We start from the raw sequence: 18,571 nt of genomic DNA on the forward strand, positions 1-18,571 counted from the left end.
AAGAACGAGCCTCGGAACGAGCATCTTGATTCTGACTCCTGAATTCTGACTTCTGAATTCTTCTTCAATGCTCAACAGCAAAGCCCTGTGTAAAGAATTTGTAAAATATTGCATATTGTTTTTGCTATTATCTGATAAATGAATTATGCCATTCTAATTATAAAATTTAAAGTGCATTTAACTTTTGTCGATTGCAGCAATGGATATTGATCAAGCACTCGCATTTACAGACGCTCTTGTTTTTGCAAAGTCAAGAGTTCATTTAAGCGATCTCCAACAAGCCATGTTGCGTGAGTCTTGGTCTTTGGAACGCCAAAGTTACGATAGCATTGCCGATATTTATGGCTATTCTCCAACTTACTTAAAACATGATGTTGGCCCCAAGCTATGGAAACTCCTCTCAGAAGTGTTAGGAGAAAAAGTTAATAAAACAAGTTTTAGAACAGCAATTGAGCGAGCGACGGCACAATCAAACCAATACATTGAAGAAAAAACGCGAGTAAAATTTACTGATAATCTGCTAGTTGCAGAAGCGCAAACTTACTATCAAGATTGGGGAGATGCAATCGATGTTGATTTTTTCTACGGAAGACAAGCAGAACTAGCTCAGTTACAGCAGTGGATTTTGGTTGACCAGTGTCGTCTTGTGGCTGTGTCAGGAATGGGTGGGATGGGAAAGACTTCTCTCTCTATCAAGCTGGCGCAACAATTACAGAGTGAAGTCCAGGCGATCGCTTTTAGTCCAGATGGGCAAATTCTCAGTAGCGCTAGTGAAGATGAAACAGTGCGCCTGTGGTCAGTTGATACAGGTGAATGTCTGAATATTTTTGAGGGACACAGTAATAGTGCTTGGTCAGTTGCCTTTAGTCCAGAAGGTGATATTTTGGCAAGTAGCAGCTTAGATCAAACAGTGAGAATTTGGGATAGGCATACAGGAGTTTGCCTGAAAGTGCTGCCTGTCATGCCTCATGCGATGCGATCGGCGATCGCATTTGGCAAATCTACAGAACATTATGCGATCGCTAGCGGCAGCCAAAACGGGACTATTCAGATTTGGGATGCCCAAACGGGTAAATGTTTGAAAATACTGAATCCTGACAGACCTTATCAAGGAAGCAATATTACAGGCGTGACAGGAATCACGATAGCTCAAAAAGATGTTCTCAAAGCGTTAGGTGCCTTCGAGATTTAATTCAGGACTTACGCAAACAATAGTCATAACGGGGGACAATTCATTAATTGCTCCGTTTTGCTTGTCCTGACAATTCAGATCGTGAGCATCCACTTTTGGAAGAAATTTACTCAAAAATTACCCAAATCAATTCATGTAGTCACGAGCAAAGGTTTTATGCTTAACCTCAGAGCTTTTATCTTTGTCTTTACCTTATATAGGCACTTTTGTAATTAACAAGTTAGGCTATATAATCAATCTAATACATTTTTATAAGAAAGTTATCAAATTACAAAAAACTATTTAAGTACATTAGGAGTCGTGAAATAACTTCTCTTTTGAAAAAAATAACCTTGATTAGTAGGGGTTCAGCGATTAAAAAAGGTAATTTATTCGTGTGGGGTTCCTTAGCAAAAATTTAAAATCATAACTTTGATTAAACCAGAAAGCTAAATTTTGTCAAAATGGCTTGAAGATTGATAAATTTTAAGCTTATTTTGTCATTCTCTGATTTTTGAAATCAATTCTTTAATTGCTTTAACCAACAGACTAAACTAATGCGCTCACTTTCTCCTGTGGATTTACCTACTTTAGAGCAGATAGTTGAATATTCTCCTTTAACTGTATTACCTGATACCCCACTTATTGATGTTATTGCTCTAATGAATAGGGTAAACAGCAGTATAGTAGAGTCTAAGTTTGATTTTAGTAGTTGTGTTTTAGTAGTTGAAGAAACAAACTTAATAGGTATATTAACTCTACGGGATGTAATCCGCCTGACTGGGATGGGCAAAGATTTATCCAGTGTCAAAATCTCAGAGGTGATGACACAACCAGTCATCAGCTTAAGGTTGTCTCAGGCTCAAAATGCCCTTACAGCTTTATCTTTCATGCGTCAACATTGTATTCGCCATCTACCTGTAGTAGATGATCTTGGGCAATTGGTAGGCTTAATTACCCAAGACAGAATTCGTCAGGTTATCCAACCACTTCACCTGTTGAAATTGCGATGTGTGACGGAAGTAATGGTAACTGAAGTTATTCATGCTCTCCCGACTACATCTGTGCTGGAATTGTCTCAAATCATGAGCGATCGCCAGATCAGTTGTGTGGTAATTGTCGCCCAACAGAAGAAGGAATTGATCCCGGTAGGGATGATCACTGAAAAAGATATTATTAAATTCCATTTACAGGGACTAGATATAGCCCAAACCCAGGCGCAAGATGTGATGAGTACCCCTGTATTAAGCATCACTCCCACTGAATCTTTATGGACTGTTCACCAGTTGATGCAAGAGCGAAAGGTGCGGCGATTAACCGTAGTTGGAGAACAAAGCGAATTGCAAGGACTGGTGACACAAACTAATCTCCTGCAAGTGCTTGATCCCCTAGAAATAGACAGGGTAATTCAAGTTTTGCAAGCAAAAGTTGAGGAACAAACAGTTAAACTTAGGCAATGCAACCAGCAGTTAGAACAGGAAGTTAAACAACGCCGCCAAGCTCAACAAGAATTAGAGTTACGGGTGGCAGAGCGTACAGCTGAACTACTGCAAGCAAATGTACGTTTGAAACGGGAAATTGAGGAGCGCAAACAGACTGAAATAGCACTCCAGCAGCGTGAACATCAGTGGAAAGCTCTTTTTGATCATGCTCTTGATGCGATCGCTATTACCGATGACGAGGGGCGCTATATAGAGGTCAATCCAGCAGCCTGTAAGCTGTTTGGTGTATCGAAGGAAGAACTGTTAGGTTCCACAATCGCGGATTTTGCAGCACCCGAATTTGATTTTACCCAAGCTTGGCAAGAGTTCTACAAACAAGGACAAATGTTGGGTGAGTTCACCTTATATTGTCCCGATGGCACAGTGCGAGAAACTGAATTTGCGGCGGTTGCCAATTTTATACCACATCGTCATCTTTCAATACTGCGGGATGTGAGCGATCGCCAAGCCGCGCTAAACGCTCATAAACAAGCTGAGGAAACCCTCAGAGAAAGCGAGCAACGGTTACAACTGGCGCTTAGTGTTGGTAAAATTGGCCCTTGGGAATGGAATCTAAAAACCAATCAGGTTATCTGGTCTGAGAGTTTGTTTACTTTATTTGGTCTAACTCCTGATAACTTTGATGTCAGCTATGAAAATTTTTTAAATCTCATTGTCCATCCTGAAGACCGCGAATTGCTGCATGAATCTGTTTTGCGAGCAATTGACCAGCAAGTACCCCATAATCTCGAATTCCGGTTTATTTACCCAGATGGCACAGTTGGTTGGTCAGTATGCAAGGGTCAAGTATTGTATGATGACACCACCAATGAGCCACTCCAGATGATTGGGGTGAATATAGATATTACTGAGCGCAAACAATCGGAACTTGAAATCCGTAAATTTGTTTCTCTGACCGATAACAGCACAGAATTTATCGGTATGTGTGATATGAATTTTGTGCCATTCTATTTGAACCCGGCGGGTATGCAACTAGTCGGGCTGAATGACACTCAGCAATATAGCGAAACGCCAGTCAGGGAATTTTTCTTTCCCGAAGATCAGGACTTTATCATCAATGAATTTTTCCCGCGTGTTTTGCGTGAGGGACGGGCGGAAGTAGAAATTCGTTTCCGTCATTTCCAGACGGGAGAAGCATTATGGATGGTTTACAGCGTTTCTTGCGTCAAAGACATCAACGACCAGCTAATTGGTCTGGCAGCCGTCAGCCGCAATATTAGCGATCGCAAGCTGGCCGAACAGAAAATTGCCGAACAAGCAGCCTTAATTGATATTGCTACCGATGCCATTTTTGTCCGCAATTTAGAAAACCGCATTCTGTTCTGGAGTCGAGGTGCTGAAAACTTATACGGTTGGACAGCAGAAGAAAGCATAGGGAAATTAGCCCATGAACTTTTCCAGGTAGAATCCTTGTCTCAACTAGCAGCAGGTTTAAAAACCACTCTCGAACAAGGTTCTTGGCAAGGGGAGTTAGAAAAAACCACCAAAACTGGGAGAAAAATTATCGTTGCTAGTCGGTGGACACTGGTACACAATCAATTTGGACAAAGCCAATCTATCTTATCAGTCAACACCGACATCACCGAGAAAAAACAACTAGAGCAACAATTTTACCGCGCTCAACGCTTGGAGAGTGTAGGAATTCTAGCCAGTGGCATTGCTCACGACCTCAACAACGTCTTTGCTCCCATAATCATGATTGCCCAATTGCTGCCTTTGAGATGCAAAAATGTGGATGCGCGGACTCAAGAACTGTTCAAAACACTAGAAAATAGCTCCCAGCGTGGAGCGAACTTAGTTAAACAAATTCTCGCCTTTACCCGTGGTACAGAAGGGAAGCGCATCTTGTTGCAACCTGGGCATTTGCTCCAAGAATTGGTCAAAGTCATCAAACAGACATTTCCTAAATCTATTGAAATTGTTAATGACATTCCCATAAACACATTATGGATGGTGCAAGCCGATCCCACCCAACTAGAACAGGTATTTATGAACTTGGCAGTCAATGCCCGTGACGCTATGCCTAATGACGGTATGCTCACAATTAATGCCGAAAACCGGATGCTTGACGAAACAAACGCCCGAATGCACCTGGACGCGAAAGCCGGAGGCTACATCGTTGTTACCGTCTCAGATACAGGGACGGGAATCCCTCCAGAATTCTTAGAGCGCATATTTGATCCCTTTTTTACAACTAAAGAAGTTGGTAAAGGTACAGGGCTAGGACTGTCAACAGTTTTAGGTATCGTCAAAAACCACGGTGGTTTTGTGGAAGTATTAACTCAGGTAGGTAAAGGGACACAATTTCAGGTATTTTTGCCCAGAGGAGAAGGCAAAGCAACCGAGACAATAACAAAGGCAGAATTACCTGAAGGTAATGGCGAATTGATTTTAGTTGTTGATGATGAAGACTTAGTAAAACAAACCAATCAGGAAACTTTAGAAGATTATAACTACAAAACCCTTGTAGCTAACGATGGCATTGAGGCGATCGCTTTGTATGCCCAGTATAAGGAACGAATTAGTGTAGTTTTGCTAGATATGTCCATGCCCAACATGGACGGATTAACAACTATCTCCATCCTGCGAACGTTCAACCCCAATATTAAGATTATTGCTACCAGTGGTTTACCCGCTAACGAGCAAAAGGCTATTGCCGTTGGTGCTGAGAAGTTTCTGTCTAAGCCTTACACAGCGACAGATTTATTGACTACTTTATCTGCTGTAATCGGTCATCCTGGGGAGCCTCAATCATAGGCAAATTACACTCAAATCTGACCACTGAATTTCGATTTACGCTGCCACTAATTCCGCTTTTTCCAGCAGTCATGGTGCGATCGCTAATAGTTAAACATGATAATCAAGTTAATTAATTTACTACCTTTTCAGTTACCCATTTATACCAATTATCTAATCCTACACCAGTAGTTGCAGAAACCTGAAAAATCTGAATTTGGGGATTCACTTCCATAGCATAAGCTATGCACTTTTGAACATCAAATTGCACATAAGGCAGTAAATCAATTTTGGTGAGAATCATTACATCACTAGCACGGAATATATGCGGGTATTTTATCGGCTTATCTTCTCCCTCTGTGACAGAAAGAATCACGACTTTTGCCTGTTCTCCTAAATCAAATAAGGCTGGACAAACCAAATTTCCGACATTTTCAATCATCACAACTGAATTTAGTGGCGGATTCAGTTGTTTTAAACCCCTATCTATCATTGATGCATCTAAATGACAGCCTGTTCCAGTATTGATTTGGATAACTTTAGAACCTGTTTCTTTAATTTTTTTGGCATCATTAGCAGTTTCTTGGTCGCCTTCAATGACACTAATAGATAATTGATGTTTTAAATCATTGATGGTTCGCGTTAAAAGAGTTGTTTTCCCAGCACCAGGAGAACTCATTAAATTTAAAGCGAGAATATTTCGACCTTTAAACCATCCTCGATTTTGAGCAGCTAGTAGGTTATTTTTTGCTAATATATCTTGTTCTAAAGATATCGTTGTATTATGTATTTTGGCATGGATTTGAGGTGCTTCTATATGAGTGTCATGACTGTGGGAGTGAGTGATGACAGTTCCATCTGGTAAAGTGTGAGTATGATTATGTTCCGCTTTATCTGTTTCTAAATTTGTAATTTTTATTTCGCCATCATCAGAACAACCGCAGGTTACACACATAATTCCTCGATTTCTATTTCTTTAATTTTCAGTTCTTCACCAGTAATTAAATCTAATTGCACGCTACCGCAGTTACATATTCCAAATGGTTTATCTAAATAAATTTCTGCACCGCATTGGCGACATCTCCCTAAGCCGGGAATTTCCAAAATTTCTAATGTCGCCCCTTCTAAAACTGTGCCTTGAGTGCAAATATCAAAACAAAATCGAATAGCATCGGGCATAATGGCTGAAAGTTTGCCGATTTCTAATAAAACTCGTTGTACTTTTGCGCCTTTAGCGTGTTCAGTCACAATTGCCACAATATTTTGGGTAATTCCAAATTCGTGCATACTATAAAATTTATTAAAGATTAACAAATTCGTGGCAATTGGTCGCCTACTAACATATCAACAATCCTTTCAGCACCAAAAACTGTTTTTAACAATACGATACCTGGGGGTGAAGAAAGAACTTCGCCAATAATACAAGCATCTTTCCCTGCTGGGTGAGATTTCATAGCAGATAAAACGTTGTTAGCATTCTCTTTTGGAAGCACTACAACTAACTTACCTTCATTAGCTAAATACAATGGGTCTAAACCGAGAATTTCGCAAACTCCGTTGACTTCTTCACGCACTGGGATAGATTCTTCAAAAAGACGAATTCCCACATTGGAACTGAGAGCAAACTCATTTAATACTGTGGCTAAACCACCGCGTGTAGCATCTCGCATAGCATGAACTTGTGGACATACATGGAGAATAGTTTCTACTAAACTATGCAACGACTGACAATCACTTTCAATATTAGTCTCTAAGGCTAACTCGCCACGGGCAATTAAAATTGCTGTCCCATGATTGCCTATTTCACCATTAATTATTACTGCATCTCCAGGTTTAATATTGTGAGCGGAAATGTTAACTCCCTGTGGGATGATACCAATACCAGCAGTATTAATAAAGAGTTTATCGGCTGCACCACGATGTACAACTTTTGTGTCACCAGTGACAACTTGAATACCCGCTTTTTCTGCGGCTGCTTTCATACTGTTCGCGACACGACGTAAGGTTTCTACAGGTAATCCTTCTTCTAAAATTACGCTGCAAGTTAGGTATAAAGGTTTCGCACCACTGACAGCTAAATCATTAACTGTACCGTTTATGGCTAATTCTCCTATATCACTACCGGGGAAAAATAACGGGTCTACAACATAAGAATCTGTTGTAAATGCGAGTCTGTCTCCTTGTTGCATGAGACTGGCTAAATTAAAGCTAGCTTGGTCTTCTAATTGGGAAAGAATTGGATTATCAAAATTGCTGACAAAAATATCATCTATTAAATCGCGCATGGCTTTACCACCGCTACCATGTGCGAGAGTTATATGAGTGTCTTGTACTTTACTTTGGCGGCGGCGGACTTGTTCTATTTTTTGGAATAGGGGATTTTGGATTGGGTTTGTGGGGGAAATATTCATATTAAAATTTTTTTTAAACGCAAAGGAACGCAAAAGGAAGCGCAGAGGTACGCTGAGTATTATTCTGAGGAGAAGCCGCAGGCGGGGAGAGGTTCTTGAGTTATTTTTGGTTTTTGGGTGATTGTTCTTTTGGCAATGGTGGAGAGTCGTCCGTATTTGTAATAGGCTGCACAAGCGCCTTCGGAAGATACCATGCAAGTACCGATTGGTGTTTCTGGTGTGCAAGCTGTACCGAATACTTTACACTCCCAAGGCTTTAAGACTCCTTTGAGGATTTCTCCACATTTACAAGCTTTATGGTCGGCTACTTTGAGATTAGGAATGGTAAATTTAAGTTCGGCATCAAATTGGGCATATTCTGGTTTAATTTGTAATCCTGAATAGGGGATGTCACCTAAGCCGCGCCAATCAAAACTATCTCGCACGGCGAAAACTTTGTTTATGGCTTCTAGGGCTACTGTGTTTCCGCTTTTTTGGACAATTCGGTTATATTGATTTTCGACTTCGCAACGATTTTCTACTAACTGTTGCAATAGCATCCAAATTGATTGGAGAATATCTAAGGGTTCAAATCCTGAGACAACAATCGGTTTATTATATTGTTGGGAAATAAATTGGTATGGGTCACTGCCTATCACCATACTGACATGACCAGGCCCAACAAATCCATCTAGTTGCAAGTCGGGATTATCTAATAGTGCTTTGAGGGCGGGAATCACAAGGACGTGATTGGAAAACATACTAAAGTTATGAATTTCTTCGGCTGCTGCTTGCAGAATGGTGAAGGCGGTGCTGGGGGCTGTGGTTTCAAAGCCTAATGCGAAGAAGACTACTTCTTTGTCTGGGTTATCTCTGGCAATTTGCAGGCTGTCTAGAGGAGAGTACACCATGCGGATGTCTGCGCCTTGTGCCCTGGCTTGCAGTAAACTCGTTTTGGAACCGGGAACTCGCATCGCATCGCCAAAGGTGGCAAAAATGACGTTATAATTTTGAGAGATTGCGATCGCATCATCTAATCTCCCTTTTGGCATAACGCATACTGGACAACCAGGCCCATGAATTAGTTCAATGGTTTGGGGTAATATTTCTTCGATACCGTATTTAAATATGGAATGGGTATGTCCGCCGCATACTTCCATGATTTTGATGGGTTTTTCTAGCCGATTGCATAATTTGGCGATTTCGCGGCATAAGACTTCTGCTTTTTCCGGTTCACGGAATTCGTCAACATATTTCATAAGGATTTGGGAATAGTAAGCTTTATGTCAATACAGCTGAGTTAAGTATTTCTTTCTACTCTCTGTGCCCTCTGCGCCTCTGCGGTTCGTTAAGTTAAGTATTAATTCCTGCTTGTGCTGCTGCTAATTCTTGAAAGAGTTGTAATGTTTCTGCTGCTTCTTCTTCATTAATTCGATTCATAGCAAAGCCAACATGGACTAATACCCAATCACCAATACAAGCTTCGGGAGGATGTTGTTCATCTACGATGCAGGCAATATTTACTTCGCGCTTCACACCACCAATGTTAACTAGGGCTAGTTTATGGTTAACGTTGGTAATTTCTATAATTTGTCCGGGGATTCCTAAACACATTTTTTTATTTTGAAGATAAACTAACCGCAGAGGCGCGGAGAACACAGAGAGAATTATTTGTCAGAAAAGGGTTGTTAAATATCAATACTTGTGTATTAATTTTGCGGCTGCAATCACTGCTTGTCCTAGAGATAATCCGCCGTCATTAGCTGGAACTAAGCTGTGAGTCAGTACTTTTATGCCCAATGTTTCTAATCGTTTGCTAACTTGTTGTAACAATATAGAATTTTGAAAGACTCCTCCTGTTAAAGCTACCTGATGAATCGGATTTTCTTGACGAAGGTGCTTAACCATTTCCACAATCGCATTAGCTAAACCTTTGTGAAATTTGGCAGCTATAACTGGTTGGGGAATCTGCTGTTGCAAGTCATAGAGTAAGGCTTGCCACATTGGGCGTGAGTCTATACAGTAAATACTATCTGAAAAGCTAAAACTAAAAGGGTATATTAGTGCTTCTTTATCATTATTTAAGCTGCTAACATCTACTATAGCTTCCATTGCGATCGCAGCTTGTCCTTCATAGCTACATTCTTCAGGGCAAATACCGATAGCCGCCGCTACTGCATCGAACAACCGCCCCACTGAAGAAGCTGGAGGAGAGTTAATTTTTTTCTCTATAAGTTGATTGAGTAGCTTTAGTGGTTTTTTATTCAGCAATTTTACGATTTCTAAATCAGCATACTGTTGTTGGCAATCATCCCAAAGGTTAGCAGCTATTAATTGGGCGTAGGTATTACGCCAAGGCTGATAAATAGCTTGTTCACCACCAATCATTGCTACTGGTTTAAATGTTGCTAGCCGCTGAAATTTCCGATAATCTGCTAAAAGGAATTCTCCGCCCCAGAGTGTACCGTCATCGCCGTAACCTAAACCATCTAAAGCAATACCTAATACTGGAGGTGAATTTAAAGGAATCCCATTTTCTGCCATACAAGCAGCAATATGGGCGTGATGATGTTGGATTTGATGAATTGGAATTTTATTTGTATCTGCTAGTTCTTTACCAAGTTTGCTGGAAAGATATTCAGGATGTTTATCAATGGTGATTACTTCTGGTGTATGTTCAAATAAATTCAAGTATAAGTTTAAAGTCTCTTGGTAAGCATTGAAAGCCGCAGCATTTTCTAAATCTCCCAGATGTTGAGATAGAATTGCTTCTCCTTCACGCAATAAGCAAAAAGTATTTTTTAACTCACTACCCATTGCTAAAATTTGCGGTACATTGCCAAATCCCGGTGGTAAGCTAATAGATGCTGGTGCATATCCTCTAGCACGGCGAATTGTTTGGACTTTCTCACCGATAACTCTTACTACTGAATCATCTACCCGATTAATAATCTCTCGATTGTGAAAGAGAAAATAATCGGCGATTGTCCCTAATTTTTCTCTTGCTTCGTCATTATCAATACATTGTGGTTCATCGGCAAGATTACCACTTGTTAAAATAATTGGGCGATTCATCCGCCGCAGAATTAAATGATGCAAAGGCGTATAAGGTAGCATGAAACCAAGAGTATTTTGCCCCGATGCTACCGATGGTGCTACTAGTTTTTTACCTGTTACTTGTAATAAAACAATTGGTGCAGCAGAACTTATCAATAATTCTTTTTCTTTAGCGTTGACAGTACAATATTGTTCAATTATTTCAATATCTCGCGCCATTAAAGCAAATGGTTTGTGATAGCGCCTTTTGCGCTGACGCAGTTTTTGAACAACGGTTTCCTGAGTTGCATCGCAAGCTAAATGAATACCACTTAATCCTTTAATTGCGACAATCTCACCCTTTTGCAACAAGGTACAAACAGCATCCACATCATCTAGCATGGAAAACATGGAAGCAGTAACCGATTTACCATCAGCGCGTTCTAACCAAGCTGTGGGGCCGCAAACATGACAAGCTACAGGTTGGGCGTGAAAACGGCGGTTTTCAACATCGTGGTATTCCTTTGCACATTCGGGACATATAACAAACGCAGACATACTGGTATTGCATCTGTCATAAGGAATTGCACGAATAATACTCAGGCGAGGGCCGCAATGAGTGCAGTTAGTAAATGGGTAACGATAAAAGCGGCTAAAGGGGTCAAATATTTCTTGTTGGCATTGTAGACAAGTAGCTGCATCAGGGACAATTTCTGTTTTGATTGCATTATTGACGCTATTAGAAATCACAAAATTATTAAAGCTAAATTCACCTTCGTAAGGAATTCTACTTAGCTGATTAATTTTTGCTAATGGTGGACATTCTGTTTGCAATCTGGCAACAAATTCTGTTAATGCTTCCTCATTACCAGATACCCGAATTAATACACCTTGCCCATCATTACAAACATCTCCACGCAAACCGCAAGCTTTAGCAAGACGATATACAGTAGGGCGAAATCCTACTCCCTGAACAGTACCGCGAACTCTAATTTCTTCAATCGGCATAGAGACTTCCAAATAAAAAAATACCCAAAAAACTCTCTTCTCCTCATTCCTCTGTGTTCTCTGTGTCTCTGTGGTTCGTTTATTTCTTAGAAGTCTCATAATTAAACTGCCACAGCAATATTCGGTTATTCCCAGAGTCAGCTATTACCAACCTATTGCCACAAATTTTTATCCCATAACACCAATTTAAACTATCTCGCTTAGGCAGTCCAAAATTACGATTTTCACCTTTACTTTGAAAATTTATTTGTCCTGCCAACCCATTTGCCATTAAACCTTGCAGTGATAAAATTGATTCTGGCTTTCTCCATCCTAACAACCGGGAATTAGCTGTATCTGCAACTACTAACCAGTCCCCAGCCACCCCCACACCATAAGGCATACTCAAACTACTACCACTAGGATAATAAACTCCTTGATTCATTTCCACAAAATTAAAGCTTTTTTGCCCTAAAACTACAGCACAAGGAGTATTATTTTCTGTTGGCATTCCCTGCCAAATCATCACTCGGTGATTACCTGCATCGCTGACAACCAAATTTTCTCCCCAAAAAGCGATGTCGTGACACCAACGCATACTAGCTGCGGTTGGAGAATCACCACCGTTTTCATTGCGAGATATCATATCCGGTTGTCCCAAAACTAAATCAGCAGGTTGACCATTTTCTGTTGGTAACTGATGCCAAATTAATAGTCTTCGATTACCAGTGTCAGCAATAAATAGCCGTCCTTGATGATAGTAAACACCATAAGGCCAGTGCATTGTACTAGCAGATGCTTGGTGATTACCTCGATTTGGTTCATTATCGGTAAAATTAACTTGCCCTAACACCAAATCTGCTGGAACATTATTATCTTCTGGTAAGTTTTTCCAAATCAAAACCCGATGATTCCAAGCATCTGCGACAGCTAACCCTTCGCCGCAAGCACAAATGCCTGTTGGTACACTTAAGGTTGCCCTTCCCGGTGTAGTTTTAGCATTTTGTCCTTCATGATAAAAGTCAGGTTGTCCAATTACCCAATCAGCCGGTTGACTATCTCTCGTGGGTAAATTTTGCCATCCTAATAATCGATGATGTCCTGTATCTGATACCCATAATGGGCCAGTTTCTGATAACAAGCAAGCACCACGAGGACCAAACATTGTTGTGGCATTGGGTGCTACAGGTATAACTAATTGTTCGGGTTCAATAATGTTGCCTAAAATTACCTCCGCACCTTGAGGTGATAGAGGTAAATCTTGAGGATTTTCTGTTGCTTCTAGCGGTAATTGTGATATGGGATTACTTATGATTGGGATATCCATGAACCGCAGATAGAGGCTGATAATTATTTAAAAACATTAATGTTGATTAGCATGTAACAACAGTAACGGTTTTGCATTATGCTTTTTTCAAATTTAGTTAAAATCTCTAATCAACTTCTGTATTAATCAAGCTAAAAAAAATCAAGATAGCCTTTAGAGGATGTTTTAAAAGTCCTATTCTCGGTATTAAATAGTTTTAGATCCCCCTAAATCCCCCTAAATCCCCCTTAAAAAGGGGGACTTTGATTCTGGTTCCCCCTTTTTTAAGGCTAGGGGGGATCTAAAAGTGCCTAAAGTCACAGCAAAATACTTTTTAAATAACCTTTTAGTAACTTTTACTACATAAGGAATTTTTGGCATGACTGCGCGATTTACTGAAATGAGAAAGCAAACTGGGGTTTGAGAAAGTAAAAGCTTATTTTACTTGCGGAAAACACTAAAATGAGTAAGTCAAATGACCTTTTACTTGCGGAAAACACTAAAATGAGTAAGCAAACTGGAGTTTGAATAAGTAAAAGCTCATTTTGCTTGCGGAAAACACTAAAATGAACAAGCAAACTGGGGTTTAAATAAGTCAAATGACCTTTTGAGAAAGTAAAAAGGCATATTACTTTCTCAAAACACTAAAATCAATACCTGAATTACACAAATGAGAATGAATTCAGGGATATTGAGAAAGCATTCGGGCATTTTACTTGCACAAAAAGCTAAAATGAATGCGCGAACTAGTGAAATAAAAAAGCAAATTAGTCGTGATTGACTAATCGCCAAGTAGATTTGCTGAAATCTTACCTTTGCATTATCATTTTTGTAGTTTCACAAAAACCTTATCGTCTTTAACCTTGACTGGATACGACTGAAGCCAAACATCAGGCACGGTTAAGCATTTACCTGTTTCTAATTTGTACTGGAATCCGTGGGCAGGACAGGTAATAATACCATTTTCAACTTTACCCTTTTCTAAGGGAGATCCTAAATGAGTACAAGCATTACGGTAACATTTAACTGTAACGCCTTGACGATGTAAAATTAGTGAAGTACCAGCAAGTTGTACTGCGACTACACTAAATTCAGGAACTTCATCAAGGGTCGCTACTTTCATCCACGTACAAGTTATTTTTGCAGAGAATGGACTGATTAAACCAGAATTTGCGTTCTTAACAGCAGGGCTATTATTGACTGCAACAACTTTAGTAATTTCAGGACAATGGTTTTTTATTGCCTGTTCTACTCCCTGAGATAAAGTCAAAGTAGAAGCCGGACAACTGCTGCAAGTTCCGATTAATTTGACTTCTACTGTATCTGGTGACTTAATTGCCACTAATTCTACATCCCCATTATGGCTTTTTAAACCTGGGCGAACTTCTTCAAGGGCTGTTTCAATTCGCTGTGCTAATGGTGGTTTTGGTGGTTTGACTAACTCGTGATACAGTAGCACTGCATACACTAATTCATCTGCAACAGCATGACGCAAAGCTGGCATTGATTCTTGTTTGAGGCTTTTAATCAAATTAGTCAATGCAGCTTTATGCAAAGCTTCAATTGCTCTTTTTAGACCTACTGCTACACACCGTTGGCTTTCATCCCACTCGGATATAATTGCCTCAAAACGATTAATTTCCTGAATTAATTCTTCAAGATTTGTCATTTGTCATTTTTCATTGGGCATTAGGTATTGGTTGTTTATCAATCAATACGGTTCAGTTAAGGCTAAAACTCTTTGCCAAAGTCAATTTTTTTACTAACCACAGAGACGCAGAGGGCGCTGAGAGAAGAAAGAAATGCTTAACTTAACTGTATTGGTTTATCAATGACAATTCACTTCGTTTTAAAATCTTTGAAGAGAAACGGCATAATCATGCCCGTCACTAAGCTAGATAATATGATTGGTAAGTAGAAGGGAATGGGGGCTTGTGCAAGTAACACTAGCAGTAAAAAACCTACGGCAATACCAATAGTACTTTGCTTGACAAAGAATATTGGATTGCGTATTAGCTTTCCTTTAAAAAATAACTTGGCAGATAACCATCCTAGCTCTAACATGTTTTCTCCTAATAATTTGTCAAGAAGTTTAAAGCAACAAGCCCTAGGAAGATGGCAGGAATTACACCCGCAGGGGCAAATAATGCACCAAGCATTGCTGAAAGTTGATATCCTATATCTTTACCAGCTAATAGCATTCCACCAATTGCACCGCCAACCATAGCCAAGGCTGTTGCTATAATTAGCCAGACCAATTCTGTTGCTATGTTAAGATCGCCATCTGCTAAACTTGTGAGAAAATTTATCAGATTTGGCGTTGTTAAAATGTCTCTCATGTTGTTTTTCCTCATTGTTAGGATTCAGGGGAGTGGGGAGTGGAAAGATGAGGGAGAAAGAATAACTAACCTATTCCCTATTCCCTATTCCCTATTTCTGCTTCTACATCTTGTAATGCTTGGACTACTACCTCTGCTTGTGCAACTTGTTGGTATTCCGTAAATATTTTTAAAGCACTTTGATAGTAGATACGGGCTTGCAAAAGATTTTGAGGATTACCAGCTTCTGGTTTTTCGGGGTCGTCTGGTAAGTTGAACAGGGCGTTGGCTTTGTTGGAAATTGTGTTAGCGTACTCTAAAGGTGTATCTTTGGGATTACGCACTTTTAGCGCTTCGTCGTAAGCTGCGATCGCACGTAAGTTATTCTCGACAGGATGGGAACTCACTAAATATTGCAAAGCGTTACCTAAGTTGTTCTGCAACATCGCATATTCTCTAGGATGGTCAATCAAAGTAATATGCTTTAGCGCCACCTCAAATGATTGCACAGCTAACCCTTGACGCAAGTATTCCCGTTCTGATGCTAAGGGCATAGAAAGGTAAGCGATCGCAATATTGTTATACAAAATCGCGTATTCTTGGGGATAATCCTCCCAAGTAAACACCCGCAACGCCTCATGATAAGCCTGGATGCTGTCGGTTATCCGTGCCAAATTGAATGGCACTAGCGACTGCAACACCAGCCCAAAATTCATCTGCGTTTCTGCCACTTCCTCTGGCATTGCTAATTGTTGTAAAATCGGTAATGCCTCTTCATAACCGACTTTAGCTTGCATCAACAGTTGGTAATCAGCATCCGGTATTGCCTGTAACGTTCCTGCCATCCCCACTTTCGCCCTGGCTTTCAGTAGGGGATACTCCTCACCACACATCTCGTAGGCCCGGTAATATAAACCAACTGCATTCCGCAAGTCTTGGGCAGCTTTGGGCTTTTTTTGAAAACCCTGTGCTATCTCAATCAGCATTTGGATTTTTTCTTCTGCTGAAGCTGACTCCGATGCAACAGCTGCGATCGCAGCCTTCACTGCTGAATCTGTAATGCTGGGGGTCATAACTCTGCCGTACTCTAGCCAATTGGGAATTGAGTCCAACACCCATGAACGAACGAGACACGTTTACGCATTTCATCACGGGCCATACTGATTTACGCAGGCTTCGAGTCCTTTAGGCGGAATTCCCCTTTTGTCTGAAACTAGAGGCTAGGGATTAATGATGCTAGGGACTAAGAAAACTTTTCCCAATACCTAATACCTAATCCTCAATCCCCTAAATTGAGTGAATCAATTTTTTTACTATAAAACACTCTATTTCTAAAATTCTAGGGGGAAATTGCCAATATTAATGTCAGCTTTAAACACCTTACATTTTGATAAGGTGTTCTGTATCATGACCTGACACAACGCAGTTCTTCTATATTGAATTGATAACATCTTATATATTTAAGACCTAACTTTGTTATCAAAATATAACTATTGACTTTGAGCTTAAAAATAAATTTATTTACTATTTATTTTTTTTGGTTAGCGGTGATATTTCTTAACTTACAAGACTTTCACCTTTAAAATATTAGCCCATTTTTATATAAAAGTTGAGATTCCAAGTCTCTCAAAATGATTTAAAACAGCTATCTAAAATCAGTGTGCTTCGTTTATTATTCAAGCTTTTGTGAAAAATTCTGTTCTTGATACAACCTTGTAAGTAATCTTAAGTACATTTAAATTCTTAGCAATGATTAATTTTTATTTAACAAAAGATAATTCAATAGAAAATCCACTAATATAAATAAATATTGATAAATACGTGAGACTCTACAAGCATTATTTACTAATTCACGTATCGCAAACAATACAAAAACACCTAGCCGATGACTAATGTACTATGGCTACAAGGTGGTGCTTGTTCAGGCAACACCATGTCATTTCTCAATGCTGAAGAACCGACAGTCTGCGATTTAATTGCCGACTTTGGTATCAATATACTTTGGCATCCTTCCTTGGGGCTGGAACTAGGCAACGATTTGCAAACACTGCTACGGAATTGTATTTCTGGCACAATTCCTTTAGATATCTTGGTATTTGAAGGCAGTGTTGTTAACGCCCCCAACGGTACTGGCGAATGGAATCGGTTTGCCGATCGCGCCATGAAAGATTGGTTAGCAGACCTTGCCAAAGTTGCTAAATTTATCGTCGCGGTAGGAGACTGTGCGACATGGGGAGGAATTCCCGCTATGTCACCCAACCCCAGCGAATCAGAAGGTTTGCAATTTCTCAAACGTCAAGAAGGCGGCTTTTTAGGGAAAGATTTCGTATCGCAAGCCGGATTACCTGTAATTAATATACCTGGATGTCCCGCCCATCCCGACTGGATTACGCAGATATTAGTTGCGATCGCTACTGGACGCATAGCAGACATTGCTTTTGATGAACTAAATCGTCCCCAAACCTTCTTTAACACCTATACCCAAACAGGTTGTACCCGTAACGTCCACTTTGCCTACAAAGCCTCAACCGCCGAATTCGGTCAGCGCAAAGGCTGTCTATTTTATGACTTGGGTTGTCGGGGCCCCATGACTCATTCTTCCTGCAACCGCATCTTATGGAACCGCGTCTCATCCAAAACTCGCGCCGGAATGCCTTGCTTAGGTTGCACAGAACCAGAATTTCCCTTCTTTGACCTCAAACCAGGAACAGTATTTAAAACCCAAACAGTAATGGGAGTTCCCAAAGAATTACCGCCAGGGGTGAACAAAAAAGACTACGCCTTACTCACAATGGTTGCAAAAGATGCAGCACCACCTTGGGCAGAAGAAGACTTTTTTACAGTTTAGTCATTAGTCATTAGAGGATGTTTGAAAAGTCTACGCTTGTATCGAGATCCCCCCTAGCCCCCCTTAAAAAGCAGGGTGGATTAATTGTGCGGAGAGAAAATTTGTAATCCCCGTAACCTCGTCAGCCTGCTAACAGGGGAACTGGATTTATGAACGCAAGAATGAGGGTTTTAATTTTTATCTCTAGACAATTAATCCACCCTGCCTAGCCCCCCTTAAAAAGGGGGGAATAACCTTCTCAAAGTCCTCCTTTTTAAGGAGGATTTAGGAGGATCTA

Annotated in this window: 14 protein-coding genes; 3 read left to right on the forward strand and 11 right to left on the reverse strand. The window is 40.2% G+C overall.

Annotated features, from left to right (window positions below; translation table 11 throughout):
- Positions 1–199 precede the first annotated feature (199 nt).
- Positions 200–1,192, forward strand: a complete 993-nt coding sequence (locus FD724_RS04865; RefSeq protein ID WP_179071773.1) for a WD40 repeat domain-containing protein — start codon at positions 200–202, stop codon at positions 1,190–1,192.
- A 536-nt stretch (positions 1,193–1,728) separates the two neighbouring features.
- Positions 1,729–5,430, forward strand: a complete 3,702-nt coding sequence (locus FD724_RS04870) for a PAS domain S-box protein (protein WP_179071774.1) — start codon at positions 1,729–1,731, stop codon at positions 5,428–5,430.
- A gap of 112 nt (positions 5,431–5,542) precedes the next feature.
- Here FD724_RS04870 and hypB read toward each other — a convergent pair whose 3' ends face one another.
- The 11 genes from hypB to FD724_RS04925 form a co-directional block, all read right to left on the reverse strand.
- On the reverse strand, positions 5,543–6,364 hold the full coding sequence (hypB, locus tag FD724_RS04875; RefSeq protein ID WP_179071775.1) for a hydrogenase nickel incorporation protein HypB: 822 nt from the start codon (positions 6,362–6,364) through the stop codon (positions 5,543–5,545).
- A complete protein-coding gene (gene hypA, locus FD724_RS04880) occupies positions 6,355–6,696 on the reverse strand; it encodes a hydrogenase maturation nickel metallochaperone HypA (RefSeq protein WP_179071776.1) in 342 nt (113 codons plus the stop codon). Before hypA ends, hypB begins: the two co-directional genes overlap by 10 nt.
- A gap of 20 nt (positions 6,697–6,716) precedes the next feature.
- Positions 6,717–7,820, reverse strand: a complete 1,104-nt coding sequence (gene hypE, locus FD724_RS04885; protein WP_179071777.1) for a hydrogenase expression/formation protein HypE — start codon at positions 7,818–7,820, stop codon at positions 6,717–6,719.
- A gap of 59 nt (positions 7,821–7,879) precedes the next feature.
- Complete coding sequence (gene hypD, locus FD724_RS04890; RefSeq protein ID WP_179071778.1) at positions 7,880–9,058, reverse strand: hydrogenase formation protein HypD; 1,179 nt, start codon at positions 9,056–9,058, stop codon at positions 7,880–7,882.
- A 94-nt stretch (positions 9,059–9,152) separates the two neighbouring features.
- Entirely contained in the window at positions 9,153–9,413 is a 261-nt protein-coding gene (locus FD724_RS04895; RefSeq protein ID WP_179071779.1) for a HypC/HybG/HupF family hydrogenase formation chaperone, read from the reverse strand.
- Between the two features lie 81 nt (positions 9,414–9,494).
- Positions 9,495–11,843 carry a carbamoyltransferase HypF gene (hypF, locus tag FD724_RS04900; RefSeq protein WP_179071780.1) on the reverse strand — a complete coding sequence of 783 codons (2,349 nt, stop codon included), beginning with the start codon at positions 11,841–11,843 and terminating at the stop codon, positions 9,495–9,497.
- A gap of 79 nt (positions 11,844–11,922) precedes the next feature.
- Positions 11,923–13,149 (reverse strand): hypothetical protein, encoded by a 1,227-nt coding sequence (locus tag FD724_RS04905; RefSeq protein WP_179071781.1) that lies wholly within the window; start codon positions 13,147–13,149, stop codon positions 11,923–11,925.
- Positions 13,150–13,951: 802 nt separating this feature from the next.
- Positions 13,952–14,797 (reverse strand): NifU family protein, encoded by an 846-nt coding sequence (locus FD724_RS04910; protein WP_179071782.1) that lies wholly within the window; start codon positions 14,795–14,797, stop codon positions 13,952–13,954.
- 170 nt (positions 14,798–14,967) lie between these two features.
- Positions 14,968–15,192 carry a hypothetical protein gene (locus tag FD724_RS04915; RefSeq protein ID WP_179071783.1) on the reverse strand — a complete coding sequence of 75 codons (225 nt, stop codon included), beginning with the start codon at positions 15,190–15,192 and terminating at the stop codon, positions 14,968–14,970.
- Between the two features lie 8 nt (positions 15,193–15,200).
- Positions 15,201–15,467, reverse strand: a complete 267-nt coding sequence (locus FD724_RS04920; RefSeq protein WP_179071784.1) for a hypothetical protein — start codon at positions 15,465–15,467, stop codon at positions 15,201–15,203.
- Positions 15,468–15,544: 77 nt separating this feature from the next.
- Positions 15,545–16,519, reverse strand: coding sequence for a hypothetical protein (locus FD724_RS04925; RefSeq protein ID WP_179071785.1), 975 nt, complete (start codon positions 16,517–16,519; stop codon positions 15,545–15,547).
- Between the two features lie 812 nt (positions 16,520–17,331).
- Between FD724_RS04925 and FD724_RS04930 the strand changes: the two genes are divergently transcribed.
- Positions 17,332–18,294 (forward strand): hydrogenase small subunit, encoded by a 963-nt coding sequence (locus tag FD724_RS04930; protein ID WP_179071786.1) that lies wholly within the window; start codon positions 17,332–17,334, stop codon positions 18,292–18,294.
- Positions 18,295–18,571 lie beyond the last annotated feature (277 nt).

The organism is Nostoc sp. C057 (assembly GCF_013393925.1).
GTDB classification, from domain to species: domain Bacteria; phylum Cyanobacteriota; class Cyanobacteriia; order Cyanobacteriales; family Nostocaceae; genus Nostoc; species Nostoc muscorum_A.

Excerpts from the sequence above, each read along its gene's own strand:
- hypF (WP_179071780.1), bottom strand. The coding sequence starts at position 11,843 with ATGCCGATTGAAGAAATTAGAGTTCGCGGTACTGTTCAGGGAGTAGGA.
- FD724_RS04865 (WP_179071773.1), top strand. The coding sequence starts at position 200 with ATGGATATTGATCAAGCACTCGCATTTACAGACGCTCTTGTTTTTGCA.
- FD724_RS04915 (WP_179071783.1), bottom strand. The coding sequence starts at position 15,192 with ATGTTAGAGCTAGGATGGTTATCTGCCAAGTTATTTTTTAAAGGAAAG.
- FD724_RS04905 (WP_179071781.1), bottom strand. The coding sequence starts at position 13,149 with ATGGATATCCCAATCATAAGTAATCCCATATCACAATTACCGCTAGAA.
- hypE (WP_179071777.1), bottom strand. The coding sequence starts at position 7,820 with ATGAATATTTCCCCCACAAACCCAATCCAAAATCCCCTATTCCAAAAA.
- FD724_RS04930 (WP_179071786.1), top strand. The coding sequence starts at position 17,332 with ATGACTAATGTACTATGGCTACAAGGTGGTGCTTGTTCAGGCAACACC.
- FD724_RS04925 (WP_179071785.1), bottom strand. The coding sequence starts at position 16,519 with ATGACCCCCAGCATTACAGATTCAGCAGTGAAGGCTGCGATCGCAGCT.
- FD724_RS04870 (WP_179071774.1), top strand. The coding sequence starts at position 1,729 with ATGCGCTCACTTTCTCCTGTGGATTTACCTACTTTAGAGCAGATAGTT.
- FD724_RS04910 (WP_179071782.1), bottom strand. The coding sequence starts at position 14,797 with ATGACAAATCTTGAAGAATTAATTCAGGAAATTAATCGTTTTGAGGCA.
- hypB (WP_179071775.1), bottom strand. The coding sequence starts at position 6,364 with ATGTGTGTAACCTGCGGTTGTTCTGATGATGGCGAAATAAAAATTACA.
- hypA (WP_179071776.1), bottom strand. The coding sequence starts at position 6,696 with ATGCACGAATTTGGAATTACCCAAAATATTGTGGCAATTGTGACTGAA.
- FD724_RS04920 (WP_179071784.1), bottom strand. The coding sequence starts at position 15,467 with ATGAGAGACATTTTAACAACGCCAAATCTGATAAATTTTCTCACAAGT.
- FD724_RS04895 (WP_179071779.1), bottom strand. The coding sequence starts at position 9,413 with ATGTGTTTAGGAATCCCCGGACAAATTATAGAAATTACCAACGTTAAC.
- hypD (WP_179071778.1), bottom strand. The coding sequence starts at position 9,058 with ATGAAATATGTTGACGAATTCCGTGAACCGGAAAAAGCAGAAGTCTTA.